We start from the raw sequence: 24,162 nt of genomic DNA, 5'->3' as shown, positions 1-24,162 counted from the left end.
TGGCTGGTCGTCGAACCGGCCAAGGCGGAGTACCGGTTCATGTCGGCCCGGCTGGGTGACGAGCACGAGGTCATCGTCATCAGGCCGGGTGACCGTGGCGGGGGACGGTCAGTACGCGCCGACGTACTGGACGACGGTGCGACTCAGGGCCTTGGCGGGAACCTGGCCGGTCTTGCCCTCGTAGACGAACGAGCCCCCCGTGATCGTCGAATACCACTCCTCGGACGGGTAGGTGTCGGGCGTCTTCATCACCTCGGACAGGTCGACGGTGCTGGCGTCCTTGTCGGTGCCGAAACGAATGTGGAGCGTGCACCAGGTCTCGGTGGAGACAAAGGCCGTGTCCTCGCAGCGCCGGTAGGCGTCCCCGACGACCACGGGGCTCTCTCCTCGAATGTCGTGGACGACGCCGTGTCCGGTGTAGTTCGTCCCGGTGAGATCGCTGAACGTGATCGTCATCGCATAGAGGTCGGGCCCGGGGGCGGGCAGAGACGGCTGCTGGGCGGCGACCGGCGCGCTGAAGGCGCAGCCGGCGCCGAGCGCGAGGGCCGCCACGGCCACCCCGAGGGTCTTGCGGGACGGAGCGAAACGCTTCATCTGGTCCTACCGTTCCTGTCGCGTTCGTCCGAACCGCGTGGTCCGGACGGCGCCACATGATCATGTGCGTCAGCTCGTTGTCGTCCCGCTCCGTGGTCCTGCATGCGCGCCTCCGGCAGGACGGCCATGCCGAGCCAGTGGGTGGAGAAACGGTTCGCAGCAGTCCGTCTCACCCCCCGGTTGGCGGACTCCGGCCGTCGCCTGATCGGCCCACGGCGAACAGGTGACCCCGCACGCAGAACCGCCGCCGGGCTCGCGACGACGGCCGGCCCGGCACCCCTGTCAGGGGTGCCGGGCCAAGCCCGATGAAAGGTGATGTCAGGCGGGACGGCCGCCGAAGGGGGCGCCGGTGCCGTAGTAGGTGCCCAATTCCTCGCGGTAGCCGGCGTCGCCGATGTGCTTGTCGCGGTGCAACTCCGGGGCGTCCTTGATCTGTTCCTTCGTCCGGTCGACATAGACCTTCTCCTCGGCCGTGTCGATCCGCACCACGGTCCTCCGTCTACCGAGAACTGGCTCAGAAACTCATGTTCCGTCAGCCTCGGTGTTTTCCGTGCGAATTCCGCGGCGGCCGATGCGTTGACCGTTCCACCTGAAACCCGCATGCCCCCGATTTCGCGCCGGACACGGACGGGATCGGGTTCCTCGGCCGGGTTCCGTGGCCGGGACGGTCGCCGTTCTTGGAGGTGAGCAGGTCCCCTGCTGCGTCACGACGGCCGCCCCGGTTAGTGCCGCTGATACCCCGGCCATCCGATTTCACCCGTTACCGGAAAACCATTTGCCGCCCAACGCGGACGTGGGGGGGGGGGGGGTGGCCCCCCCCCGGGGGGGGGGGCCCCCCCCCCCCCCGCCACGCATGTCAGCGCCGAGGTTCGTGCCGGTCGGCTACCAGCGGTACCAGCGGCCGCTACCGCCCTTCGGACGGGCAACGAACCCGATCAGCCACAGGACCAGGACCGCGATCGCGACCCACCAGAGAATCTTCACCGCGAAACCCGCACCGAAGAGAATGAGAGCAAGCAGAAGAACGAGAAGCAGGGGAACCATAGTTATTACCTCCAGAACAACGACTGCCCCCATCAGTTCCGGCCATGCGCCGCAAAAAAGACTGTTTCTTGCCGGCGTCAGCGGGAAGACGTATCCCCCGCAGACGGCCGCAACCTGCCGCCACGGGCTAAGATCCCGGCCCCGGCAAGCCACCGGTTCCGCGCCGACGACCAGGACCGCCTCACTCGCGCCATCCACTCGGCGCCGACATCACCCCGGGATCGGGGCGGTGATGAAATCGGTGACGACTCCGGTGAGAATCGGGCCGGGGAACACCGCCGACATGGGCTCCGTACCGATCGGCCCACGGCCGGTGACCTCTGACCGCGCGCTGTCCCCCGGCCGGTGACTGAATCGGTGGCCCGTGCCGGCGGCCGCCGGGCCAGCAGCGAACTCCGGCGCTGCTCCACCGTGACGTCCGGGCGGCGATCGCGTGAATGCCCAACTGGACGACCCCCGCGTTCGAGACCGGGTCGCGATCGCCTTGGGCCGCTTTCCCGTCCCATAGCTCGCAGACCCCGCGACCTCAGCCGTGCTCGACCGGCTGGCAGCGGCGCGCGCGTCAGGGACCGGGGCGTCGGGCGCACGACGCCACTCGTGGCCCCAACAGGTCCGCGCCGCGTAGGCGCTCAGCCGTGGGGGCCGATCTCTTCTCAGGTCGCGCCGACCTCCCGATCCGCGACGAACCGCATGCCGGCGAACCCGGTGTTCGGGACCTGGTCTTCGCCGACATCCTGCGCTACAGGCGCGGGCGCCCGTAACAGGGTGGGCAAGCCGTTCCCGCGGACGGCTTGCCCGGACTCCCCTGAGGCTTGCCCCGGCTGTCAGGCCCGCCACTACTTCAGCAGGGTGCGGAACTCTTCGAAGTCGAGGACCCCGTCGTGGTTCGCGTCGGCCACCATGGCCTTCTTGACCTCTTCAGAGAGGTGCCCCTGGGCTCCCTCCGCCTTGAACCTCTCCGCCAATTCGACGATGCTGATCCGCCCGTCACCGTCCGTGTCTATCTCGGCGAACAGCGTCCTGAGCTCGGCCTCGTTCATGACATACCCCTCTCACGTTCACAGGCCTCGAAGGGCCACATGCCCCACCACCCTGCCACACCCTCAACATCACGCTAACGGCCGAGCCTTGGACCTACCGCCATGTTCCGGCCGGAGTGGACAACCCTCCCCCTCAGGTCGCTTGCCCAGGCACTCAGGCCTGCCCAACCGCCGACGCCCACAAGGGACTGGCGCGCCCGGTGCCGTCGCGACGGAAGCACCGGCCACCCCCAAACGCGCTCCGGGCCCCGATGGTGTCCGTCGCGTCGCGCAGCAGCTGGATGAGGCCGTGAACGTGGGCGGGGTGCCGCGCTCACCCCCGCCCGGACCGCCGAGTTCACGCTTCATGGACGAGAACAGCACACCGCCAGTCACGACGTGCTGTTGACGGACCATCGGGGAGGTGCCGAGGACGAGAAGCCGTTGGTCGCTGCGGGTCTCGACGGTGAAGCCCGCGCCGCCGGAGCGCGACGGCCGGCACGGGGCGAAAGTCCGGCGCAGGCCGGGCAGGTCGGCGACATCACTCCGCCGAGTCCGCTCCGCGCCAGCACCGCTTTCGTAGCGGCGGAGATTTCCCTTATTGCGGGCTCCCAACTCGGCTTCGACGGGCGCATGAAGGGTGTGCCGTACGTCCCATAGGGTAGCCGCGCCGCATGACCCCCTCCAGGAATCCCGCGGTCCCTTGGAACGACAGCACCCTCGGCCTCTTGATGCACGGGTACGCGTGGCTGCCCGGCCGGATGCGCCGGCAGGACGCTGGTGTGGTCAGAACCCGTTTGTTGGGTCGACCGGTTGTCGCCCTGGGCGGGCCGGGCGCGGCCCGGTTCTTCTACGACCGGCGCCACGTCGTACGAACTGCCGCGCTGCCGAGCCCCGTTGTCGACGCCTGGTACGGGCGGGCCGTCTCGCCCGCTCTGGACGACGACGCGCACCTCGCCCGCACGGCCATGTTCGCCACCCTCCTCAAGGACGGGGCCGGCGCTGCCACTCTCGCCGGGCACGTCGGCTGGCGGTGGCGCGAGACGGTGGGCGGCCGGCGGCAGGACCGGGTGGTGCTCTTCGACATGATCGCCGAGGTCCTCGCTCAGGCGGTGTCCGACTGGGCAGGGCTCCCCCTGACCGAAGCGGCGGCCTCGGAGATGGCACGCGACTGCACGGCCATGGTCGACGGCTTCGCCGTCCCCGGGCCCCGCCATCTGCGCGCCCGCCGTGCCCGCTCCCGGCAGGAGAAGGCCTTCGCCGACCTGATCGCACGAGTGCGCGAGACCCAACCGGAGGCCGTCACCAAGCGTTCGGCCCTGGAGACGGTCGCCTGGTACCGCGGCCCCGAGGGACGGCTCATGGACCTGCGCACCGCCGCGGCCGAGTTTCTGGACCTCGTACGGCCCACCATCGCCGTCGCCTGGTTCGCCACGTTCGCCGCGCACGCGCTGCACCGATGGCCCGGGCACCGCGAGCTGCTGCGGGCCGACGCCCGGGGCGCCCACGCGGTGGCGTTCGCGCACGAGGTCCGGCGCTTCTACCCGTTCGCCCCGTTCGTCGGCGGCGTCGCAGCGCAGGATCTGACCTGGCGGGGCGAGCACCTCCCCAAGGGCACGCTGGTCCTGCTCGACCTGTACGGGCAGAACCACGACCCCGCCCTGTGGGAACAGCCCTACCGCTTCGATCCGCAGCGGTTCATCAGCACGAACAGCCCCTTGGACCACCTCGTCCCCCAGGTCGGCGAGGACCCGACCCGGGGCCACCGCCGCCCCGGGGAGGAAATCACCGTCGCGGTGCTCGCGTCCGTCGTCACGGAGCTGGCGCGGCTCGACTTCGACGTCCCCGACCAGGACCTGACCATTCCCCTGTCCCGGATACCGACGCTCCCCCGCAGCCGCTTCGAACTCAGCCTGCCGTGAGCCGGCGCGGCTCCGGGCACCACGGTCCGGGGGCCGCAGACATCCGCGTAGGCGCTCACCCGTTCGGACCAAGTCGGTCACCACACGTCATGACCGGGATACACCGGGTCTCGCCCGTCCGGCGGTGCCTTCTCGGCGGTTCCGGCGCCGCCGATCGGTTGCGGGCGGGCGCCCCGGGGTGCGGTCTGGGGAGGGGCACGAGGTGAGCGTGGGACATCGAGGTCGCTGCGCGCCGCGTGCCGTACCGCACTGGAGGATTCACCGATGAGCGCTGGACACGGATTCCTGAGCACCGAGCAGCTGATCAACCTCACGGCCTACGACACCGACGGTGAGAAGATCGGCAGCATCGGCCAGGTGTACCGCGACGACGCGACCGGCCAACCCGAATGGGTCACCGTGAAGACGGGCTGGTTCGGCATGCAGGAGTCGTTCGTCCCGCTGGCCGGCGCCCGCAGCGACGGCCAGGTCCTGCACGTCCCGCACGCCAAGGAGCTCGTCAAGGACGCTCCGCGCGTCGACGCCGACCAGCACCTGGACGTCGATGAGGAGCGCAGGCTGTACCAGCACTACGGCCTGCCCGGCACCCACGGCAACGGCAACCGGAAGACCCGCCGCACCGCCGTGGACGCTCCGGGGATCGCCACGGGGACGTACGTCGATGAGCCGCGCGAGGGCCGTGGCAATGACGAGTTGATCCGCTCCGAGGAACGGCTGCGTGTGGGCACGACGAACGAAGAGGTCGGGCGCGCTCGGCTGAAGAAGGTAGTCGTCACCGAGAGCGTCACCACCGCCGTCCCCGTCAGCCACGAGGAGGTCCGCGTCGTGCGCGAGCCCGTCCGCGAGGGCGAGCGGGTCAGGGGTGACATCGGCGAGGCGGAGCAGGAAGTGACCCTGCACGCCGAGCGCGCGGTGACGCGCAAGGAGACCGTGCCGGTCGAGCGGGTACGGCTGGAGACCGAGAAGGTGACGGAGCAGCAGGAGGTTTCCGAAACCGTCCGTAAGGAGCAGGTCCGCTACGACGAGGACAAGAACGGCCGGCTTGGCGAGGGCAGGAACGGCCCGCGCCGCTGATCCGGCGCGGCTACGGCCGCATGCGTGACGAAGGGCCCGGACTCGACGAGTCCGGGCCCTTCGGCGCATCCGGCGGGCCGGATGCGTCGGACGGGCCCGTGGTCCTCGTGGGTGCGTGGGAACCAGAGGTTGCCGTGCGGAGTGGGCGCTTGGCACGGCCGGGAGCGGCGCTCAGCCGTTGAAGCGGTCCGGGTGGGGGCCGGTCCGCTCGTCCCGGTTCAGTGCGGAGATCTCCGCCATGTCGCCCTCGCCGAGCTCGAAGTCGAACAGGTCGAAGTTCTCCTGGATGCGGGTGCGGGTCGAGGACTTGGGGAAGACGATGTCGCCGCGCTGCAGGTGCCAACGCAGCGTCACCTGGGCCGGGGACTTCCCGACCCGCGACGCGATGCGGCCGATGGCGGGGTCCTCGAGCACCTTGCCCTGTGCGATGGGCGACCAGGCCTCGGTGGCGATGCCGTGTTCCGCTCCGTACGCCCTCACCTCGTCCTGGGTGAGGTAGGGGTGCACCTCGATCTGGTTGACCGCGGGCACCACCACGCTGTTCTCCAGCAGTCGCCGCAGGTGGTGGGGCTGGAAGTTGGAGACCCCGATGGCTTTGGCGCGTCCGGATCGGTAGATCTCCTCGAGGGCCTTCCAGGTCTCGGTGAAGTCGCCCGTGCCGGGCAGGGGCCAGTGGATGAGGAAGAGGTCCAGGTAGTCCAGGCCCAACTCCCGCAGGCTGCGGTCGAATGCCGCGAGGGCGTCGTCGTGGGCGTGGGCGCCGTTGTTGAGCTTGCTGGTCACGAACACGTCGGCACGGTCGAGTCCGGAGTCCCGGACTGCCTGGCCGACCTCCTTCTCGTTGCCGTACATCTGCGCGGTGTCGATGTGCCGGTAGCCGGCCTCCAGCGCGGCCTTCGTGGTCTTTCGGGTCTCTTCCGGCGGGATCTGGAAGGTGCCGAATCCGAGCTGGGGGATCTGCACGGCGTTGTTGAGAGTGATGGCGGGTACTGCGCTCACGGTGTCTCCTGGTGTGGCCCCGCTGGAGGCGGAGGATGTGGGGGCGGGCGGTCGGCGCTCGGGCGCCGGCGGGTCGGTCAGCCGGCGATCCCGCGCAGGGGCGCATCGGGCGGCAGGATCCGGACGAGTTTGCGGTTCACGAACTCCTGCATGCCGAGCTTGGAGAGTTCCCGCCCGTAGCCGGAGCGCTTGATGCCGCCGAACGGCAGGTCGGGCTGGGTCGAGGTCGGGTGGTTCACCCAGACCATGCCCGTCTCGATGCGCTCCGCGACCCGGCGGCCGCGCTCCACATCCGCGCAGAAAACGGATCCGCCGAGGCCGTACCGGCTGTCGTTGGCGAGGGCGATAGCCTCGTCCTCGTCGGCGACGCGGTAGACCACCGCGGCCGGCCCGAACAGTTCCTCGGCGTAGGCGCGCATCCCCGGCTTGACGCCGGTGATGACGGTCGGTTCGACGAACGCACCCGGGTGGTCGATCCGGTGGCCGCCGGTGACCAGTTCCGCGCCCTGCTCCACCGTCTCGCGGATCTGGTCCGCCAGGTCCGCGGCGGCCTGTTCCGAGGAAAGCGGGCCCAGGGTGGTCGCCTCGTCCGCGGGGTCACCCGGCTGCAGCGCCTCGAAGGCACGGCGCATGCCGTCCACGAAGTCATCGTGGACGGCGTCCAGCACGATGAACCGCTTCGCGGCCACGCAACTCTGGCCGGTGTTCGCCATGCGGCCCGCGACCGCGGCGCTGATCGTGCGCTCCAGGCCCTCGCGGTCCAGGACGATAAAGACGTCGCTGCCACCGAGCTCCAGCAGGCTCGGCTTCATGTTGTGTCCGGCCCGTTCGGCGACCTGAGCTCCCGCCTTCTCGCTGCCGGTCAGGGAGGCCCCACGGACGGTCGGGCTGTCGATGATGCGCGCGACCTCGTCGTGCCCCACGAACAGGTTCGTGTAGACGCCCTCGGGAGCCTGCGCGTCGCGGAAGAGAGATTCCAGGGCGAGCGCGGATTGCGGGCAGATGCCGGCGTGCTTGACCATCACGGTGTTGCCGAGCACCAGGTTCGGTCCCGCGAAGCGGACCACCTGGTAAAGCGGGAAGTTCCAAGGCATGACGCCCAGCAGGACACCGAGGGGTTCGGCGATGAGGTACGCCTCCCCCTCCTCCACGTCGAGCGACTCGGCGGCAGCGAAATCCGGCCCGTGCTGCGCGTAATACTCAAGGATCGACGCCGCCAGGTCCACCTCTCCGCGCGCTTCGGAGATGAGCTTGCCCATCTCCAGGGTCACGGTCCGAGCCAGTTCCTCCTTGCGTTCCCGCATGAGTTCCGCGGCACGCCGGACGACGGCGGCGCGGTGGGCGATCGGCTGCTTCCGCCAGTTCTCGAACGCCCTGCCCGCGGTCTCAACCGCGTCGTCAACCTGTGTGCCCTCGATCGCCGGGAATTCCGCCAGGGTCTCGCCCGAATAAGGATTCACGGTCGTGAATGAGCTCTTGTGCTGGTTTGACATGGATACTCCAGACGAGAGATGGCAATTTTGGGCAGAACATCACGTTCCATCCTGTTCTCCCACTGCCCGCCCATCCCATGCGCAAACGGTCCGAGCGGCCGCCCGTCAAGCCGGCGCAACCGTCTCACCGGACGACCTCCGACGGATTCCGCCGACTACGGTCACCGGATCGCCCCACAGAGGCACGGGTATCCCCATCGTGGATGCGGGCGGACGGGCCCGGGCGTCGAGGCCTCCTTCGACGCCGAGGACCGCGAGGCGCGTCGCCACGGCATCTCGGATTCGGGCTGGTCAGTGCCGATCTCCCCCGGTGAGGATGAGGGCGCCGATGCGATCGAGGAACGCGGCGACGGAGGCGACCCCGGGCAGGCGGCGACAGTGAAACCTTCCAAGGCCGGCTCCGCGGCGGCGTCTCCCCCCTCCCGGGCGCGGACCAGATCGCGGCTGTCGCCCGACGTACCGAACAGGCCCAGCAGCCGGGAGTTGTGGGGCCACGCGCACGCCGGAGCCGATGCCGGTGGCGGTGCAATGGGTCATGAGCGGCACCTCTGCGTTCTGGACGCCGCACCCGGCAGGTACTCCCCACGGGCGACCTGCGGATACGCCAACTTCCCAACAGGGACTGCCTCTACGTCCGCAGGCCGTCTCCACGCGGTGTCAGTGGCGGGCCCGAGCATCTGCGGATGATCCACGAGCCGACGGCGTACGAGTCCGAGAGCGAGAGCGTCGCCGCCTCCTTACGCGCGTATCTGTCCGAAACCGGATTGTCCTTCACCGGCGTGACGCGACGATCTACCTCTCCGACGCCGCACGCGCGGTGTACACGGGGACGATGACGGCCGGCGCGCGCTCATGGAGCCGGCCCCCCGCGCGGCCCGACGACTGGTCGCGGCCGGCGAAGTGGAGATCACCCAGGGCGGACTCCCCGTGGACCCGGCGAAGCCCGGGGCCCGATCCCTATCCGCCTCCTCCTCCGCTGACACCCCCCGGCCTCCTCCGGCCGCTTCGCTCCGGCGTCTGCGCGGACGACTCTCGGCCCGCAATCCCCTCGCTGCCGGCGTCAGGGCGATATCGGCTTGCGAATGGCGTCGCGTATCTTGCGCGTCTCAGCCGCGGCCACATCGAGCGAATCGGCCGCCGGCGTGAAGCCGATGGCGACGGTGGTGCTGTCGTCGCCCCATCCGCAGACGGTTCTGTCGTTGACCGTGGTGCAGCGGAAGGCAACGTCCGAGCCGGGAACGCGGATCGTTCTGGGCGGGTCGACGACGTTCTCGCTGCCCGTGACGGTCATGGCGTCGATCAGTCGGTTCCGCTTGTCCCCCGGATATTTGAACCGGCCGGACGAGCCGTACACCTCCACCTTTTCAAATGCCGGGTCCTGACCGGTGCCGGCATACGTGGCAGAGTGGTGCAGCACGTCCCTCTGGTACCAGGTGTTCGGCTGCGGGTCCGTGAAGTTCGATCCCTCGGGATTGCGCCGGTACGCGCCGTCCGCCATCGTTTCGGGCGGGTCCAGCTCGTACGTGGCCCTGGGGAAGGCCAAGTCCGAGTAGCCGTAGGCGCCGTAGCCTCCGCCACCGAGCAATACCACGCCTGCGGCCACACCGAGGACGAGCCGACGGGTCCGCCTCCCGCGCGGCGGAACCGCCTTCGGCTGCTGCTGGGGAAGGGCGAGCAGGGGCTCGCTGCGCGGGGCCGCGGAGACGGTCGCGGCGCCGGCGATGTGCCCGACCACCGGCGCGCCGGTGGACCCGGAAGCCGCTGTCGGCGGCCGTGGCACGGTCTGGGCGGGGAGGGTCGGCGGGTGCGCGGCCGTGGCCGCCGCCCTCCGCGGGGCGGCGCCCGGGGCGAGTTGGTCCAGCACCCGCTCGGGCGTCGGCCTGTCCGCAGGATCCTTCGCCAGACAGGCCGCGACCACGGGTCGTACACCCTCGGGCACGGCCGACAGGTCCGGCGACTCGTGCACGGCCCGGTACATCAGCCCCATGGGGGTGCCCTCCCCGAACGCGTGCCCACCGGCCGCCGTGACCAGCACCGCGCCCAGCGCGAACACATCGGCGGGCCCGCCGACCTCGAACCCCTGAGCCTGCTCGGGAGCCAGGAAACCAGGGGTTCCGAACGCCGCTCCGGTCGAGGTCATCCGGGTCGACTCCAGGGCCCGGGCGATGCCGAAGTCGAGCACCCGCGGGCCGTCGTCGGCCATGATGATGTTGCCCGGCTTCAGATCACGGTGGACCAGACCGCAGGCATGAATGGCCTGCAGCGCCTCCGCCAGCGCCGCGCCGAGCGCCCGCAGCCGGGCTTCGCCCATGGGACCCTGCTCGGCGATCAAACGAGAGAGCGTCGGCCCCGCGACGTAGGCGGTCGCCAGCCAGGGAGCCGCCGCGTCCGGGTCGGCGTCCACCACCTGCGCGGTGTGGAACCCGCCGACCCGGCGGGCGGCGTCGACCTCCGCACGGAACCGAGCGCGGAAATGCGGATCGGCGGCCAACTCGGGACGAGCCACCTTGACAGCCACGGTACGCCCGCCCCGGGACCGGGCCAGGTACACCGTCCCCATACCGCCCGCTCCGAGCTCCCGCTCCACGGCGTAACCGCCGATGTACTGCGGCAGATCCACGCCGTCCACTCCCCAACCCATGTTTCACACACCCCCGTTGGAGTGCCCCGATCAAGTATGGCCGCCCCTCCCACCCGACACCACGCGCACAGCCAGCGAAGTGGGGAGCAGAGTTCGCCGGAGTGACGCGACGAGGGCGATGGGCTGTTCGGGGAGCGGCGTGGAGTGGGGGCGGCAGGGTTCGGCATGGTGTCGCCTGCGGCTGCGGCGAGCTGTCCCGGCAGCGGTCCGGAACCGTCAAGGCCTAATTGGCCGCACGCGGGATCCCCGCGGACCGGAACCAGACGCGGGCCGGCGGCATGGCCAGCCCTTCCGCTACAAGGACCGCGGGCAGGCAACGTCGAGCGGACCGGAGCGGCAAAATTCTGCCCGCCGAGTCGTGATCAAGACAGAGCCCTGAGCTTGACGTTTGACGTTTCAGGCTGAACAACGCCTCCTCGCCCAACGGTCCGGGGATCGGATCAGTTGGTTTCGTCGATGATGCTGCGGGCCGCGAGGCGGAATTCCTTGACGGCTTCGTAGAGGTTCCGCTCTCGTTCGGCGGCAAGGTCAAGGTCTTCGGCCTTGTGGGTGGTGTTTCCCGCGTGGGCGTTCTCGGCCATCCGGCGCATGACGTGTGAGAGGTTGCCGGAGGCGACGGTGACGCGTTCCGCGACGTCCGCGAGGAGTGCCGGCCCTTCGAGGATGACGATTTCGCAGGCGCGGTGGACCTCTCGGGCCAGGGTGATGAAACGGCCTATCTTCTCGTCGATGCCCGGCAGGTCGGGTTGGTCTGAACGCAGGGCGTCCAGGACGGCGTCCATGGCGATGTCACGGTCGTGGAGAGCGCTGAGGTAGCCGGCGTATGCGTCGCGGCGATGCTGGCGACTCCATTGCGCGTGCTGGGACCGTGCCTGAGCACGGCCGTTGACGATTGCGGCCCCGAGTGTGGTGGCGGAGCCGACGGCGGCGCCCAGCAGTGCGGCAAGTCCTGAGTCCATGGGCCCTAGTCTGCCGTTCTTGTTGTTCGTCCTGTTCGCCGGGGCTTCGTCCCCTTCTTGTGGGGCGGGTCGGGTATAGGACTCGCCGGTGGCGAGGACCCGCCCGCTGAACCCACAGCGGACCCGGGCAGGGGTGAGTCTGTTCGGTTCTGCCGGCCGCTCCCAGGGCCGGCGCAGATCCCGTGTGAGGGTTCGGGCGAGGCGGAGCGCCTCCTCGGCCTCCGACTTCCGCCGTCGTACCCATCCCGGGGGCCGGAACACCAGTGCCGCGGGCCGTTCCATCCCGGCCCGCGGTCCCCGACGGCGACCGGACACCACCGCCGGGACCCCGGCCACCGCGGCGCGGGGAGGAAGACCGAAGGTCTCAGACCTCGCCGCGCCAGGAGCCCGTCTCGCGGCCTCGCTCCTCGATGTACTCCTTGAACCGCTTCAGGTCACCGGTGATCTGCCGCTTCACGAACCCGAGCTTGTCGCCCAGGTTCTCGGCGAAGCCCTCGGGGTCGTAGTCGAGCTGCAGCATCACCTTGGACTTGTTGTCGGCGAGGTGGTGGAAGGTGACCACTCCGGCCTGCTTCACCTCGCCGTCCACCGTGGTCCAGGCGACCCGCTCATCCGGGATCTGCTCGGTGATCTGAGCGTCGAACTCCCGGTCCACCCCACCGAACTTCGTCACCCAGTGCGTCAGGGTCGGAGTCAGCTGGTCGATCCGCTCCACGCCCTCCATGAAGTGGGGAAACGATTCGAACTGGGTCCACTGGTTGTAAGCCGTACGCACGGGAACGTCGACCTCGACAGACTCCTCGACCTTCGACATAAGGCTTCCTTCCTGTTCACCGGCCGGACGCACGCCCGGCCGTACCCGGGGAGACCTTCCCCTCCCCGCGCACCTGCCCGCGCCCCACGGACCTATGACCCCCGAACAGATGAACAAGATGACGCGCCCACACCGCCCGCCACAGGCTCGCCGACCGTGTTCGTTCGCCCGTCGGCCGCTGGATGCGTCAGCCGCTGCGCGCGTCGGCCGCCGCGGCCTATGCGCCGCGGCCTATGCACTCCGCGTTGACCGGCTGTCACGGCAGCGGGAGGATCAAGTCGTACTCGACGTGGCTGGTGTTGATCGTGACGCGCGCGCCTTCTCCTCCGGCGCGCTGTCGATCTGGTCGAAGGCCCGCGCCTGACCGCCGTAGGTCTTGGCGAGCAGCGAGGTGACGGCGACGGTCAGCGTGGTCTTGCCGTGGTCGACGTGTCCGATCGCACCCACGTTCACATGCGGCTTGGTACGTTCGAACTTCTCTTTGGACATGGGGTCCCCCTCTCTGTTCGATGTGCGCCGTCGGATTGGTGACCTGAGCGTTGTTACGGGAAGACGGGCCAGGGGTTCTGCGCGGGCGCGGTGTAGGGGGCGGGGTTGAGGACGGGCTCCTCGGCGGCCGTGGCGATGCCGCACTGGTTGTCCTTGTTGCGGGACATCCGGATGAAGCCGAGCTCGCCCCACGTCGTGCCGTAGTCGTTCTTGACCGTCCAGTAGTCCTCGCCCGCGAGGGTGGTGCCGTAGCCGACGACGGTCACCCAGTGGTCGGTCTGGGTCGCCGAGCACAGCGGCTCGTCGTAGACATCGCTGTTATAGAGCTGGAAGCTCGCGTGAGAGGCGTCGATCTTCGTGCGGACGGGACCGCGTGCCACGGCCGCGCGCAGTGCCTCCTCGTCCCCGGAGGCGACGGGGAGCCACTCCTTGAAGGCGCCGGCGGGAAAGGCGGCGCCGAGCGGGGGCCGGGGCTCACCGCACAGATCGGAATAGATGTCCTGGCCCGCGGCGTTCGTGATGCGGGGTTTGAAGGACTTCAGGAGGTGGTGGTTCTGGATGACCCAGGCACCTTCGAGCGCCGCGGCGGTCGCGTAGGCCTGGCTGGCGAGCTCCAGGCACTGTCCCTTGTCGTGAGCGAGGGTGACTGCCAGGCCAACCCGCCAATCCACTGCTGCGGGCGGCTCGTCCAGCGCAGAGGCAGCGGACGGACCGGCCTGAGGGCCGGCCGCTGCGGCCGAGGTGGCGGCGAGCGGCGTGGCTGCCATGGCCAGGGCGCCGGCCATGACCAGGGCGCGGGCCCTGGCGCGCGCCGGGGTGTACCGGCTTCCTAAGTGGGTGCGGTGCAAGGTCAACTTCTTCTCCTTCACGCTGGGGGATCCTGCCGTGGTCACCACTTCGGTCGCACAAAAAGATCGATCTTCAACACATTGTTGCCGCATCCGCGCCCCGCGGTGGGCTCTTCCCGGGATCCCGTCCGGTGGCCTCGCTGCGGGGCGGTTCGACGGGGCCGTCCGCCCCATCCGTGACGAGGCGCGCGAAGCGAAGCCGTCAGTGGGACGGCGCAGCATCACGGTGACGGTGGCGTCGTCGCCGTGGCCTCCGCCTTCCAGAGCGTCGAAGACCGCGGCAACCGACAGCGCCGCCATCGGGAGCAACGGGACCGGTCCGTCGGACGAAGCCGGTCCCGACGGACCCATGACCAAAGGTCTGAGCGAGTTCGTTTCTCCCGCCCGTCCTGGATCCGGTCATGCCGTGCACCGCAGTGCGGCAGTCTGGATGACCCCGGCCCGCTGAGCGCGCTCGACTCGGGCCCGGTGCAGGGCCACGATCTCGGTAGCGGCGAACTCGCGGCGCCGCTGCAGGATGGCGCTGTCGATCAGCGCCGGCTCATCGGCGAGCTCTCAGGAACGGGGACGGCCCACTGGCTGGCCTCTCGCATCACGGCGTCCCGAACACCGGGCAGCCGAGCAACGAGCCGCACCACCAGCCCTTCCGCATCGGCCGCGAGCCCACACGTCCGCCGGCCGGCGGCGTGAACGCGCCCGCGCCCACAGCGGGAAGGGCATTCGCTGGGGCGGACCTACATACGTGGCCTGTGATCCGTCAGGGGTAGCACGATCGCCTCGGAACACGGCGCCGCGAGATCCGTGGGCGCCCGGAGCCCGCGCCGATGCGACGTCGAGCGCTCAGCGCTTGGTCTCGTACCTGGTCAGGACCACGCCGTCGGGAAACGTCCGTGTCTCCACCAGGGTCAGGTTCACCCAGTTGTCCAGGGCTGTGAAGAACGGCGTGCCGCCACCCACCAGTACCGGATGGGTGACGAGCACGTACTCGTCGATCAGAGCGGCCCGCATGGCCGCCGCGGCGAGTGTGGCACCGGCGATGTCCATGGGGCCGCCGCCCTCGGCCTTGAGCCTGGTGATCTCGGTGACCGCGTCGCCGGTGACCAGACGGGTGTTCCAGTCGACCGTGCTGGTCGTGGAGGAGAACACCACCTTCGGCATGTCCCGCCAGCGGCGGGCGTACTCGATCTCCGCAGGTGTGGCACCCGGCTGCTTGTCGGCGGTCGGCCAGTGGGAGCTCATGGCCTCCCACAGCTTGCGCCCGTACAGCGCCAGGCCCGTCGCGTCCACCCGGTCGGACCACCACTGGAACAGCTCGTCGCTCGGCACGCTCCAGCCGAGGTCGTCGCCGGGCGCGGCGATGTACCCGTCCAGGCTCATGTTCATGGCAAAGGTCAGTTTCCGCATGGCGTCAGCCTCCCGTGAGTCGGTATTCGGTGTGCAGACCAGCACGGCGCGGAAGAGTCATCGGTCAGGCCACACTGCCGCAGTAAATACCGGATCTACTGCGGCAGTGCCGGAAGGGCGGGGCGGGCGTGGCGATCGAACCGGTGACCGAACTCGGAAGCTGGGGCGCGCTCCGGCTGCCGCGCGCCCGGGTGGTGCCCCTGTCCGCCCCGCCCTCCTCGTCCACCGCGGCGGTCGAACGGTCCCCACGGGTGCGGGCATCGCGAAGTCCTCCGCGCGGATCCACCGGATCTCGCTGACGACGTGGGGGTGGCTCGCCGGCGAACCGGCGCCGTCCGAGCCCGCCCGCCGGGGCGCGAAGCCGCACGCCTTCCCCACCGCCGCGATCCTGAGGCCTCCGCAAGGGCCACCCGGGAAGCCGCTGGACCTACGACTTTGGTAGCGGTCCGTACGGGCCCGCAGCCCGATTCCCCCGAGCGAGGCGACAGCTAGCGTCGCAGCATGCGCATAGGACTACTTGGCACCGGCAACGTCGCCCGAGCACTGGCCCACGGCTGGGGCGCCGCAGGACACGACATCCTTCTCGGTTCGCGCCGTCCGGAGGAACGGACGGACCTCGGGCTGCCCGTGGCGGGCCTGAGCGAGACGGCCGCCCACGCTGAGGTGCTCGTCAACGCCACACCGGGGGGCGCCTCCGTGGAGCTGCTGCACTTCATCGGGGCGCCGGCCCTGGCGGGCACCCTGCTGATCGATGTCGGGGTCGGCCTCTCCGACGACTTCGCCGAGTTGTCGCACCCCAACAGCAGCCTGGGCGAACAGATCCAGGAGGCGTTCCCACTGACTCCCGTCGTCAAGACGTTGTGCACCATGGACTCCACCGTGATGACCGCCCCGGGCGGTCTCGACGGCCCGAGCACTGTGTTCCTCTCCGGCGACGACGCCGAGGCGAAACGGACTGCCGGCCGGCTGCTCACGGACCTCGGCTGGCCCGCGTCGTCGCAGCTCGACATCGGCGGCATCACGACCGCACGCGGACAGGAGCACTTCGCCCTGCTTTTCATGGGCATCGCGGGCGGTCTGCGGTCCCACACGTTCAACATCAACGTCGTCGCCGCCCCCGCCACCCGGGCCCTCCCACCCGTGTGACCCCGTCCGTCCGGCCGGGCGGAGGCCGTCCGGCCGCGCGGAGGCCGCTCGCCCGAACCTCCGTCGCAGGGCTCACCGCGCGCCGGGTCGTCGCCCTCCCCGATGACCTCTGGGTACCCCTGACCCGAGGCGTCCACTGGGCCAACGAACCCCATCTCAGGGCCTTGCAGGCCTGGACCGACCGGGGTGGGGGCCCGGCTCCGCCGCCGGCGGAGCCAGCTCGGGGAAGACCGCTGTCCTCGACGGGCCGCGGCGGAGTAGTTCGTACAAGGCTCATGTCGCTGATCCTGCCCCCGGCTACCGACAGTCTCTGCTGCCTTCACCCGCGGCCACGCTCAACTGGGTCGACTGCCATCGGCTGGTGACAGAAGTCCCGCCGTCCCCTGGATCAGCGACACCACCGTGCGCGCCTACGCCGGCACCGGCTACCTCTCCCCCGGCGACGAACTCTACGGCCGCCGCCGGTGGGCCCGCCGCGAAATCACCGCCCGCCAGGAGGTTGGCGACCAGCGGGCCGCCGCCTCGACCTCCGCCGTCCAGGCCCTCACCGATCAACTCATCTCACCAACACCCCGCCCACCACCGCCGAGCCGGCCGCCGCGATGGCATCAGCACCCCAGCGCGCGCCGCCGTATCGCGGCCGCACGGCAGCAGCTCGAGACCATCACCGCCGAGGGAGGCGCAGCCGTGATCACCGAGCACCTCGACGCGAACGTCCACGAGGTCTTGGTGGCCCGGCTGAACGAGCTCGAGTTCGCGTGGGGCCGCGCATCCGCCTGAATCGATGAGCCTTCGGGCGGCCCAGGAGTACTGACCCCGCACAACGCGGGCACGGAGCTAAGTACTCCAGTCATACTTCGCGATCTGGTTCGATGGCCCACGGGGGGCGTCGCCTCAGCCGTATCGGAGAGGGAGACCGATGGACGAGCGCACGGTCATGCTGAACTTGCTCGCGCAGGAGTTGCGGCCGATCGAGCAGGGTGTCGAGTGGTTCGAAGCTCTGCCGGCTGAGACCCAGTTCGAGGTCCTGGGAGATCTACGCGAGTACTGCACGCAGGCCGCCGCGACGGAGACGGACGGACCCGAAAGCGTGCGACGCGCCGCCCTTCGGCCGACGCATACCCCAGCGGTGCTGATCACGCGTGGGCAGCTGAACGTGCAGCTGGCAAAGATCATCAATCTGCCGCAGGACGAGCGCGTGAAGTCCTTCCGGCTGTTGGTCGCGCTACTGGGGGTAGCGGACGAGCGTCGCCGGGAGCGATTCTGCGTCCACGTGTGTAATCACTCCTGGCATTGGCTAGCGACCTGAGTCAGAGGTTCATCGTTGGTTTGGGTACGAGTCGTCCTGGTCCGGCGATTCCGCCGTTGTTGGTGACTGATGCCCAGCGTGTTGTGCTGGAGGGTTGGTTACGTCGTGGCACGACGGCTCGAGCATTGGCTCAGCGGTCGCGGATCGTGTGGGAGCGCGCGCAGGGGCACTCGGTGATGGAGGCGTCGCGGCGGCTGCGGGTCGCTCCCGACACCGTCCGCACCTGACTGCGGCGCTTCATCGAGCACAACCTGGCAGGGCCACACGCGTGCGACGTTGGGCGAGCTCTCGGACCAGGCCGGATCCCAGCCCACGGGCAGCACCGGTGACCACCGCGGTACGCCCAACTCACTGAAGGCCATCGCTGTCCTCTTCCCTTCCGTTGGGTCATCCCCCCCTCCCCCCGCTACGGGTATCGGGCGGCTCCGGGGGTCGACACCGGTGGTGACGGAGGCGCCCTTGGTTCCGCTGGGGCGCTTGGAGCGACCCTTGGGGCCGAGGTCGTGCGTCCCTTGGTCGCCGGAGCCCTTCTTCTGTTCCTCCCCGCGCATGCCCGTGCTCTTCGAGGGCGTTCCTGGGAGCCTGCGCTTTGCCTGGGAACAGGGCTTGCCACTGCCGTGCGGGGTGATGAGCTGCTGGTCGGGGGGTAGGTTGCAGGCCTGGATGTCGGGCGAGGGGTAGAGGCAGTACATGGTCGCGGAGCAGCACAACAGCGATTCTGAGGGGCTGCCGTCGGCGGTGGTGGACTGCGCGCTCTACGAGGACGGGCACCGCATCCCCGGGCAGGTGGACCTGGGCAAGGTCATGGAGCGGATAGACCCGCGCGAGGGGCGCTTCGCGTGGATCGGCCTGTTCGAGCCGAGCGAAGAGCAGTTGCAGGAGGTCGCCGAGGCCTTCGGTTTGCACCCTTTGGCGGTGGAGGACGCGGTTCACGCCCATCAGCGTCCGAAGCTGGAACGCTACGACGACATGCTGTTCCTCGTCCTGAAGACGATCGTCTACGTGGATCACGAGAAGGTCACCGCGACGAGCGAGATCGTCGACACCGGGGAGATCATGGTGTTCGCCGGCCCCGGCTACGCGATCACCGTCCGCCACGGCAGCGCCCCGCCGCTCGACGACGTTCGCCGCCGGTTGCAGGAGGACCCGCAGCAGTTGGGCTGCGGTCCCGCCGCCGTCCTGCACGCCGTCGCGGACCTGGTCGTCGACCGCTACGTCGATGTTGCCGACGCCTTCGCCGGTGATGTGGACACTCTGGAGAGCGAGGTGTTCTCCCCGGACCGACCGGTCGACGCCGGGCGCATCTACCAGCTCAAGCGTGAACTCCTCGAATTCAAGCGCGCGGTGATGCCCCTGGCCCCGGCTCTCCAGCGCCTCAGCGAAGGCGCCGTCCCGCAGGTCCCCAAGGAGGTCGCCGCCTACTTCCGGGACGTGGCCGACCACCACCAGCGGGTCAGCGAACAGATCGTGTCCTTCGACGAACTCATCACCGGCATGCTCAGCGCCAGCATCGCCCAGCTGGGCGTCCAACAGAACGCCGACATGCGCCGCATCAGCGCCTGGGCCGCACTCATCGCCGTCCCCACCATGATCGTCGGCGTCTACGGCATGAACTTCGAGTACATGCCGGAACTCGGATCCCCTTACGGCTATCCCGCCGTCTGGGCGCTCATCATCATCGCGTGCACGATCATCTACCGCGCCCTGCGCCGCAACAAATGGCTCTAGCCCGGCCGCCGTGCAGGGAGCCACCAGCACTGCCTCCCAGCCTGGCTCGGCCGCGGTGCGATCAGGCAGGCGACGGCCCCGACGAGCTATTCGGGCCGGTGGCAGACCGCCTCCACATTGTTGCCGTCGGGGTCCCGGACGAACGCGCCGTAGTACGCCGGGTGGTACTCCGGGCGGACCTGCGGTTCATGGAGGACTTCCGCGCCCGCGGCGACCGCCGCTTCGAAGAACGCGCGCACGTGCGCACGGTCCGCGGCCTCGAAAGCGACGTGGAGCTCGCGCGCCGCACCTTGCGTCGTCACGGGGCCGATCCAGAACCTTGGTTGGGTCGTCCCCCAGCCGATCACTTGGCCGAAGTCGAGCAGCCGGGTACTGCCCAGCGGTGCGAGGACACGGTCGTAGAAGGCGGCCGACGCGGCCGGGTCCGCCACCTGGATCGAGATGTGATCGAGCATGCTCCGATCGTGACACACATCCCTACGGCGCCGGAGCAGCCGGCCAATGACCGCGCGCCCGGGGCCGGGTTGGTGAACTGCTCCTATCCGGGGGGGGGAAGGCGTGCTTCCTGCCGGCGTCACCGGGCCCGGGACCTCGCCGTCTCCGACCGGAGAGAACCGGAACACGTCGGCGAACTGGACGCGGCGATCGGCGCGACGGACCACATCAGATCCGACACGGCCCGGATGGGCCGGTGGAGCAGGACGACACAGCGGTGGATCGCCGTGCACGAGCTGGGGCACGCCCTCGGCTTATGCCACAAGAGCAACGGTGGAGCAGGCTACGTGAAGTCGGTCATGTGGACCGACCCGATCGAAGCCGGCTTCGCTGATCCGCAGGACGTCGACAAGGCCAACTACCGCAAGCTGTAGGGCTGATGCACGCAAGAGTATGGGTGATCGGCGGGCTCGCCGCCGCCGTGACGGCCGGCGCGGGAAGCTGGTACGTGGTCTCGGCGCAGGGCGGCGGGGAGGGGCGAAGCAGGCCACCGCGGCCGACCCGGACGGTGCGCAGCGGCCCCGTGCGTGGACACCTACGTGTCGCCGTAGCGGCCGGTACGTGTCGCCGTAGCGGCCGACGGGGATTCGGGCCCTCGGATGAGGGCCCGAGTATGGAACTACCGCAGGTCAGGCCGCTACGCCGGTGAGCTGGGCGTAGCGGCGCAGGCCACGGATCTCGCCGTTGGTGGCGAGGCGCTCGACGGTCACCGGCCTGACCTCGGGCCGGCGGGTGGGTTCACGGGCTCCGTCCGATTGACGAGGAGCCGCGGGCCGGCAGCCGAGTCAGTCCGGCGGCCGGAGTCCGGCGGCCGATCGGCCGTCCTGTTCAGGGGACAGGAGCTCTTGGAAGACCTGGGCGGAGCGGGGGTTCTCGTTGCATTGCCACACGCCGTGGGGGCAGTAGTCGGTGATGCTGTGGTAGAGCGGCCGGTGCTCGGCGATCCATTCCAGCATGTCCCGCACGTATGCGGGGTTGTCGCCGTTGCGGAACAGGCCCCACTCGGGGTACGAGATTCGCTTGCCGTGCGCCTTCGCGAAGTCGACCTGCTGCTGGAGTCCGTGAGGCTGGGTGATCTGCTCGTCGAAGGAGTGGCCGGGCGGCTGGTCGTAGGAGTCCATGCCGATGATGTCAACCACGTCGTCCCCCGGGTAGCACCGGGTCCAGGCGATCGCGTCGCTCCCGCGGTTGGGGGCGAAGTCGAAGCGGAACCGTTGCCCCTTCACCGTGCGCATGGCGCCCACGATGCGCCGCCAGTAGCCCTTCCAGTTCTCGGGGTCGGGCTTGCAGCGGTGGGTGTAGTTGAATCCGTTCATCTCCCAGCCGAGCACGATCACCGTGTCCGGTACGCCGAGGGCGACGAGCCGCTTCGCCAGTCGCTGGAAGTGGTGGTCGTGCCGGCCGCGCGCGCCGGCGCGGATCAGTTCGGCGACCCGGGCGTCGGGGATGCCTGCCTCGTTGCGCTCCTGCATGGGCACGTTCAGGACGAACAGCCGATCAGCTCCCGCCTTGCGCCATCGTGCCCAGCTGCGCAACGAATCGGGCGCTCCCTCGATGTTGGCCCAGGTGTCGCCCGGCAGGTAGGTGTGTCCCGCACGCAGCTCGGTACCGCCGAGCCAGTGGGAAAGTCCTTCCATCCTGTCGACGCCGGGAGAGCCGTAGTGGAGGTAGGCGCCGACCGCGACCTCCGTCCGGGCGTCACCGCCGGCGGCCTGGCGCGGCGGTGGGGCGAGGGTGGCTGCGGTGAGCAGCAGACCGACGGTGACCGTACTCACGCAGACACCCGATATCCAGCGGCTCCTTCGGAACATGACACCTCCACACGCTTCGCGAACCACTGGACCCCGCAGTGCTCGACCAACCCGCGCCGTCCCGCCTGAAGCCCATCAGCATGGCGAGTCACGACGAGCGAAGCGTCGAACCTCAGGTCCGGTGGTCATGGTCGGGGGTAAGGAAACTGTCAGCACCCGAGGCGCGGGCCCGCTGAGCGTGGTCCTTCGGGTTGCTCTGCCCGTGCCGCCACGCCCTGCCCGTGCGGCGGCGTTCCGCCCGGCGCGGCCGGGTGGGCCGCGATGCCACGCGACCGGTGCGGTGGGTCGCGGCGGGCGGGCGACACGACAGAACAGAGCCCGGCCTGGTGACTACGGGCCCGGCCGGGCTCTGCGTGCAGGGGGTACCGCTTTCACTCAGAAAGCGTCGTCGCGCAGGCCTTCCTCACGACGCCGTTCCATCTCCTGCGGGCGCTCACCGCCACGTGAGGGGGTGCCCGGTACCGGGCGCACCGGGTCCTGACCGGGCCGCTGCGGCCGCTGCTGCTCCTCGCGGCCCTTGCCCGGCTCCTGGCGCTTGTCCTGCTTACCGCCCATGACGGCCACTCCTTGTGTGGGGGTTCGAATGCTTCCCGCTCAAACTGACACGGGTCGTCGCGTTCCGCACTTCCTCGACTGCGGTTGGTGCCGGGAGGGTGACGTCGCGCAGAGGCTGAGGGTCGGCCTCTGCGCACCTGAGCGACCCGACCGGCGTAACGCCAGGCCCGCCGAGGACGTGGAGATCGACGACACGTGCCCGCCGCCCCGTCCACTGTTCCGCCTTGCCCGTCCGCAAGGCAGGCCAGGAGCTTTTTCGTGTTTTTCTCCAGCAACCGACCGGGAGCGCGGCGCCGAATGAGCGATAGAGGGTGAACTGTTCCGCCCGCGCGAAGCGGCGGGCATGGCCTCTCCCTCTCGCACCGCCGCCCCGGGGGATCAACGGGCAGCGCGGCGGGGCAGTCCGGTAACGCCCGCCTCCAAGAGGAGGACGCATGAGCATCCAACGCATCCGCCGCAGTGCCGCCGTCGTGGCAGCGGCGTTCGCTCTCCCCATCGCCCTGGGTGTGGCAGCCCCGGCATTCGGCGCTCAGCCGGCCGACCCGTACGGACCGGCCTGCGCGTCGGTACCCAAGGAGGGGTCCGGCAGCCTCGAAGGCATGGCCAAGGACCCGGTCGCCACCGCGGCATCCAACAACCCGGCCCTCTCCACCCTCGTCACCGCGGTCAAGAAGGCCGGCCTGGTCGACACCCTGAACAACGCCAAGGGCATCACCGTGTTCGCACCGACCAATGAGGCGTTCGCGAAGATCCCCAAGGCCGACCTCGACAAGATCCTGGCCGACAAGGCCGAGCTGACCAAGATTCTCACCTATCACGTGGTGGGCGAGGAGATCACGCCCGACCAGCTACGCGACGGCTCCTTCAAGACCCTCGAAGGTGGCACCCTGACCACGGCAGGATCCGGAGAGTCGTTCACCGTCAACGGAAACGCGAAGATCGTCTGCGGGGACGTACAGACCGCCAACGCCAAGGTCAACATCATCGACACGGTCCTCACACCCATGTGAACCGGCCCCCGTCCGGCGCGGATTCACCGTCCGGCGCACGCGACGTCCCGGACGGGCAATCAACTGAGCCCCGGGCGCGGTCTCACGCCCGGGGCGCGGTCAACCCCTGCCCGGAGCGGAGGCGGCTCCATGTCGTGAAGTGGTGCTGTCATGTGTCATGCGTTCGACATACGGCGGCGAACGGATGCGGTCGTACCCCGCGAGCCATTGGTCCCCGGTCTCGCGAGCGACTCGGGCAGAACGGCACAACCGATCGTCCCAATGGACGCATCGGGCGCGAGGCCGGCCGCGGAGCTGTGCTGGAACGCGGTAGCGAGGGCACCGGTTGGTTGTGATGCCGCCGCCATGACCAAACGTGGCACAAGCGGTGCATGTCGCCCGCGGTGAGGCAGTCTCCTACGTTCGTGGCCTGGTACTCGTCCCTTCGAACGGAGTGAACCGTCATGATCGTGAAGATGCTGCACGACGCGGGCCTGCGGAGCGAGCACGCGTATCTGGGGGCGGCCGCCTCCATCGGCTTGTCCCTCGCCTCATGGCTCGCCTCCAACCGACAGGAGAATTTGGAGCGTGCCGACCGTTGGGGGATCTTCGTCGGCGAGTGGGCACCCACCTTCTTCGGCCTCGGTCTGGCCCTGGCCAACTACGAGCGGACCGATGGCGAGCAGCTGATCGATTCGCAATGAGGTGAGTGCAGTGGCTGCGGCCCACCGGCGGAACCGGGTGGGCTTGCCGGACGGGTCCCCCGTACAAGGCAAGCAGTCGCTGCTCCCGCTCCCGTCGGTGAGCCGGCAGGGAAGCGCACGTACCG

23 protein-coding genes and 3 pseudogenes are annotated in these 24,162 nt (G+C 69.7%); 10 read left to right on the top strand and 16 right to left on the bottom strand.

The window, feature by feature from the left end:
* Positions 1-108 precede the first annotated feature (108 nt).
* From ACFY0I_RS30225 to ACFY0I_RS30210, 4 genes are all read right to left on the bottom strand, one after another.
* Complete coding sequence (locus ACFY0I_RS30225; RefSeq protein ID WP_388901755.1) at positions 109-594, bottom strand: hypothetical protein; 486 nt, start codon at positions 592-594, stop codon at positions 109-111.
* A gap of 318 nt (positions 595-912) precedes the next feature.
* Entirely contained in the window at positions 913-1,080 is a 168-nt protein-coding gene (locus ACFY0I_RS30220; protein WP_388901753.1) for a hypothetical protein, read from the bottom strand.
* Between the two features lie 396 nt (positions 1,081-1,476).
* On the bottom strand, positions 1,477-1,638 hold the full coding sequence (locus ACFY0I_RS30215) for a hypothetical protein (protein ID WP_037792689.1): 162 nt from the start codon (positions 1,636-1,638) through the stop codon (positions 1,477-1,479).
* Positions 1,639-2,474: 836 nt separating this feature from the next.
* Entirely contained in the window at positions 2,475-2,678 is a 204-nt protein-coding gene (locus tag ACFY0I_RS30210; RefSeq protein WP_388901752.1) for an EF-hand domain-containing protein, read from the bottom strand.
* A gap of 779 nt (positions 2,679-3,457) precedes the next feature.
* On the opposite strand from ACFY0I_RS30210, the gene ACFY0I_RS30205 reads away from it, so the two are divergent.
* Both ACFY0I_RS30205 and ACFY0I_RS30200 read left to right on the top strand, forming a co-directional pair.
* Complete coding sequence (locus ACFY0I_RS30205) at positions 3,458-4,579, top strand: cytochrome P450 (protein ID WP_388901751.1); 1,122 nt, start codon at positions 3,458-3,460, stop codon at positions 4,577-4,579.
* Positions 4,580-4,843: 264 nt separating this feature from the next.
* Entirely contained in the window at positions 4,844-5,653 is an 810-nt protein-coding gene (locus tag ACFY0I_RS30200) for a DUF2382 domain-containing protein (RefSeq protein WP_388901750.1), read from the top strand.
* 171 nt (positions 5,654-5,824) lie between these two features.
* Here the strand turns inward: ACFY0I_RS30200 and ACFY0I_RS30195 are convergent, their stop codons facing one another.
* Both ACFY0I_RS30195 and ACFY0I_RS30190 read right to left on the bottom strand, forming a co-directional pair.
* Complete coding sequence (locus ACFY0I_RS30195; protein WP_388901749.1) at positions 5,825-6,652, bottom strand: aldo/keto reductase; 828 nt, start codon at positions 6,650-6,652, stop codon at positions 5,825-5,827.
* Positions 6,653-6,729: 77 nt separating this feature from the next.
* The gene (locus ACFY0I_RS30190) at positions 6,730-8,145 is read right to left on the bottom strand and encodes an NAD-dependent succinate-semialdehyde dehydrogenase (RefSeq protein WP_388901748.1); all 1,416 of its coding nucleotides are present in this window, start codon (positions 8,143-8,145) and stop codon (positions 6,730-6,732) included.
* Between the two features lie 763 nt (positions 8,146-8,908).
* On the opposite strand from ACFY0I_RS30190, the pseudogene ACFY0I_RS30185 reads away from it, so the two are divergent.
* Positions 8,909-9,125: pseudogene (locus tag ACFY0I_RS30185) on the top strand (DUF3253 domain-containing protein).
* A gap of 80 nt (positions 9,126-9,205) precedes the next feature.
* On the opposite strand, the gene ACFY0I_RS30180 reads toward ACFY0I_RS30185, so the two are convergent.
* From ACFY0I_RS30180 to ACFY0I_RS30150, 7 genes and pseudogenes are all read right to left on the bottom strand, one after another.
* Positions 9,206-10,765 (bottom strand): serine/threonine-protein kinase, encoded by a 1,560-nt coding sequence (locus ACFY0I_RS30180; protein ID WP_388901746.1) that lies wholly within the window; start codon positions 10,763-10,765, stop codon positions 9,206-9,208.
* Between the two features lie 461 nt (positions 10,766-11,226).
* Positions 11,227-11,745, bottom strand: coding sequence for a proline dehydrogenase (locus tag ACFY0I_RS30175; protein ID WP_388901744.1), 519 nt, complete (start codon positions 11,743-11,745; stop codon positions 11,227-11,229).
* A gap of 5 nt (positions 11,746-11,750) precedes the next feature.
* Positions 11,751-11,964 (bottom strand): annotated as a pseudogene (locus ACFY0I_RS30170) (transposase); the annotation flags it as partial.
* A gap of 145 nt (positions 11,965-12,109) precedes the next feature.
* The gene (locus ACFY0I_RS30165) at positions 12,110-12,559 is read right to left on the bottom strand and encodes an SRPBCC family protein (RefSeq protein ID WP_388901742.1); all 450 of its coding nucleotides are present in this window, start codon (positions 12,557-12,559) and stop codon (positions 12,110-12,112) included.
* A gap of 277 nt (positions 12,560-12,836) precedes the next feature.
* Positions 12,837-13,048 (bottom strand): annotated as a pseudogene (locus ACFY0I_RS30160) (GTP-binding protein); the annotation flags it as partial.
* 53 nt (positions 13,049-13,101) lie between these two features.
* Complete coding sequence (locus ACFY0I_RS30155; protein ID WP_388901740.1) at positions 13,102-13,917, bottom strand: C1 family peptidase; 816 nt, start codon at positions 13,915-13,917, stop codon at positions 13,102-13,104.
* 819 nt (positions 13,918-14,736) lie between these two features.
* Positions 14,737-15,300: a dihydrofolate reductase family protein gene (locus tag ACFY0I_RS30150; RefSeq protein ID WP_388901738.1), complete on the bottom strand. Its 564-nt coding sequence runs from the start codon at positions 15,298-15,300 to the stop codon at positions 14,737-14,739.
* A gap of 501 nt (positions 15,301-15,801) precedes the next feature.
* On the opposite strand from ACFY0I_RS30150, the gene ACFY0I_RS30145 reads away from it, so the two are divergent.
* The 4 genes from ACFY0I_RS30145 (at position 15,802) to ACFY0I_RS30130 (ending at position 19,483) form a co-directional block, all read left to right on the top strand.
* Positions 15,802-16,446, top strand: a complete 645-nt coding sequence (locus ACFY0I_RS30145) for an NADPH-dependent F420 reductase (protein WP_388901736.1) — start codon at positions 15,802-15,804, stop codon at positions 16,444-16,446.
* Positions 16,447-16,848: 402 nt separating this feature from the next.
* Complete coding sequence (locus ACFY0I_RS30140; RefSeq protein ID WP_388901734.1) at positions 16,849-17,226, top strand: hypothetical protein; 378 nt, start codon at positions 16,849-16,851, stop codon at positions 17,224-17,226.
* Positions 17,227-17,365: 139 nt separating this feature from the next.
* On the top strand, positions 17,366-17,755 hold the full coding sequence (locus tag ACFY0I_RS30135; RefSeq protein WP_388901732.1) for a DUF5958 family protein: 390 nt from the start codon (positions 17,366-17,368) through the stop codon (positions 17,753-17,755).
* A gap of 690 nt (positions 17,756-18,445) precedes the next feature.
* A complete protein-coding gene (locus ACFY0I_RS30130) occupies positions 18,446-19,483 on the top strand; it encodes a magnesium and cobalt transport protein CorA (protein WP_388901730.1) in 1,038 nt (345 codons plus the stop codon).
* Between the two features lie 86 nt (positions 19,484-19,569).
* Here ACFY0I_RS30130 and ACFY0I_RS30125 read toward each other — a convergent pair whose 3' ends face one another.
* Complete coding sequence (locus tag ACFY0I_RS30125) at positions 19,570-19,938, bottom strand: VOC family protein (protein ID WP_388901729.1); 369 nt, start codon at positions 19,936-19,938, stop codon at positions 19,570-19,572.
* A 9-nt stretch (positions 19,939-19,947) separates the two neighbouring features.
* On the opposite strand from ACFY0I_RS30125, the gene ACFY0I_RS30120 reads away from it, so the two are divergent.
* A complete protein-coding gene (locus ACFY0I_RS30120) occupies positions 19,948-20,352 on the top strand; it encodes a hypothetical protein (protein WP_388901727.1) in 405 nt (134 codons plus the stop codon).
* A gap of 411 nt (positions 20,353-20,763) precedes the next feature.
* Here ACFY0I_RS30120 and ACFY0I_RS30115 read toward each other — a convergent pair whose 3' ends face one another.
* Together ACFY0I_RS30115 and ACFY0I_RS30110 are read right to left on the bottom strand one after the other, a co-directional pair.
* Complete coding sequence (locus ACFY0I_RS30115; protein ID WP_388901725.1) at positions 20,764-21,753, bottom strand: glycoside hydrolase family 26 protein; 990 nt, start codon at positions 21,751-21,753, stop codon at positions 20,764-20,766.
* A 411-nt stretch (positions 21,754-22,164) separates the two neighbouring features.
* Positions 22,165-22,344: a hypothetical protein gene (locus tag ACFY0I_RS30110; protein ID WP_388901724.1), complete on the bottom strand. Its 180-nt coding sequence runs from the start codon at positions 22,342-22,344 to the stop codon at positions 22,165-22,167.
* A 434-nt stretch (positions 22,345-22,778) separates the two neighbouring features.
* Here ACFY0I_RS30110 and ACFY0I_RS30105 point away from each other — a divergent pair, with 434 nt between their 5' ends.
* On the top strand, positions 22,779-23,354 hold the full coding sequence (locus tag ACFY0I_RS30105; RefSeq protein ID WP_388901722.1) for a fasciclin domain-containing protein: 576 nt from the start codon (positions 22,779-22,781) through the stop codon (positions 23,352-23,354).
* Between the two features lie 443 nt (positions 23,355-23,797).
* Positions 23,798-24,037 (top strand): hypothetical protein, encoded by a 240-nt coding sequence (locus ACFY0I_RS30100; protein ID WP_388901720.1) that lies wholly within the window; start codon positions 23,798-23,800, stop codon positions 24,035-24,037.
* Positions 24,038-24,162: the final 125 nt, after the last annotated feature.

It is taken from the genome of Streptomyces sp. NPDC001568 (assembly GCF_042893755.1).
Classification (GTDB): domain Bacteria; phylum Actinomycetota; class Actinomycetes; order Streptomycetales; family Streptomycetaceae; genus Streptomyces.
Note: the sequence above shows the minus strand (reverse complement) of the source record. Positions and strands in the feature narration are given on the sequence as shown.

What these genes read in the sequence shown, in the direction of transcription:
- ACFY0I_RS30215 (WP_037792689.1), bottom strand. Translation starts at nt 1,638, where the DNA reads ATGGTTCCCCTGCTTCTCGTTCTTCTGCTTGCTCTCATTCTCTTCGGT.
- ACFY0I_RS30210 (WP_388901752.1), bottom strand. Translation starts at nt 2,678, where the DNA reads ATGAACGAGGCCGAGCTCAGGACGCTGTTCGCCGAGATAGACACGGAC.
- ACFY0I_RS30125 (WP_388901729.1), bottom strand. Translation starts at nt 19,938, where the DNA reads ATGCTCGATCACATCTCGATCCAGGTGGCGGACCCGGCCGCGTCGGCC.
- ACFY0I_RS30165 (WP_388901742.1), bottom strand. Translation starts at nt 12,559, where the DNA reads ATGTCGAAGGTCGAGGAGTCTGTCGAGGTCGACGTTCCCGTGCGTACG.
- ACFY0I_RS30145 (WP_388901736.1), top strand. Translation starts at nt 15,802, where the DNA reads ATGCGCATAGGACTACTTGGCACCGGCAACGTCGCCCGAGCACTGGCC.
- ACFY0I_RS30225 (WP_388901755.1), bottom strand. Translation starts at nt 594, where the DNA reads ATGAAGCGTTTCGCTCCGTCCCGCAAGACCCTCGGGGTGGCCGTGGCG.
- ACFY0I_RS30130 (WP_388901730.1), top strand. Translation starts at nt 18,446, where the DNA reads ATGGTCGCGGAGCAGCACAACAGCGATTCTGAGGGGCTGCCGTCGGCG.
- ACFY0I_RS30200 (WP_388901750.1), top strand. Translation starts at nt 4,844, where the DNA reads ATGAGCGCTGGACACGGATTCCTGAGCACCGAGCAGCTGATCAACCTC.
- ACFY0I_RS30150 (WP_388901738.1), bottom strand. Translation starts at nt 15,300, where the DNA reads ATGCGGAAACTGACCTTTGCCATGAACATGAGCCTGGACGGGTACATC.
- ACFY0I_RS30175 (WP_388901744.1), bottom strand. Translation starts at nt 11,745, where the DNA reads ATGGACTCAGGACTTGCCGCACTGCTGGGCGCCGCCGTCGGCTCCGCC.
- ACFY0I_RS30135 (WP_388901732.1), top strand. Translation starts at nt 17,366, where the DNA reads ATGGACGAGCGCACGGTCATGCTGAACTTGCTCGCGCAGGAGTTGCGG.
- ACFY0I_RS30110 (WP_388901724.1), bottom strand. Translation starts at nt 22,344, where the DNA reads ATGGGCGGTAAGCAGGACAAGCGCCAGGAGCCGGGCAAGGGCCGCGAG.
- ACFY0I_RS30190 (WP_388901748.1), bottom strand. Translation starts at nt 8,145, where the DNA reads ATGTCAAACCAGCACAAGAGCTCATTCACGACCGTGAATCCTTATTCG.
- ACFY0I_RS30100 (WP_388901720.1), top strand. Translation starts at nt 23,798, where the DNA reads ATGATCGTGAAGATGCTGCACGACGCGGGCCTGCGGAGCGAGCACGCG.
- ACFY0I_RS30105 (WP_388901722.1), top strand. Translation starts at nt 22,779, where the DNA reads ATGAGCATCCAACGCATCCGCCGCAGTGCCGCCGTCGTGGCAGCGGCG.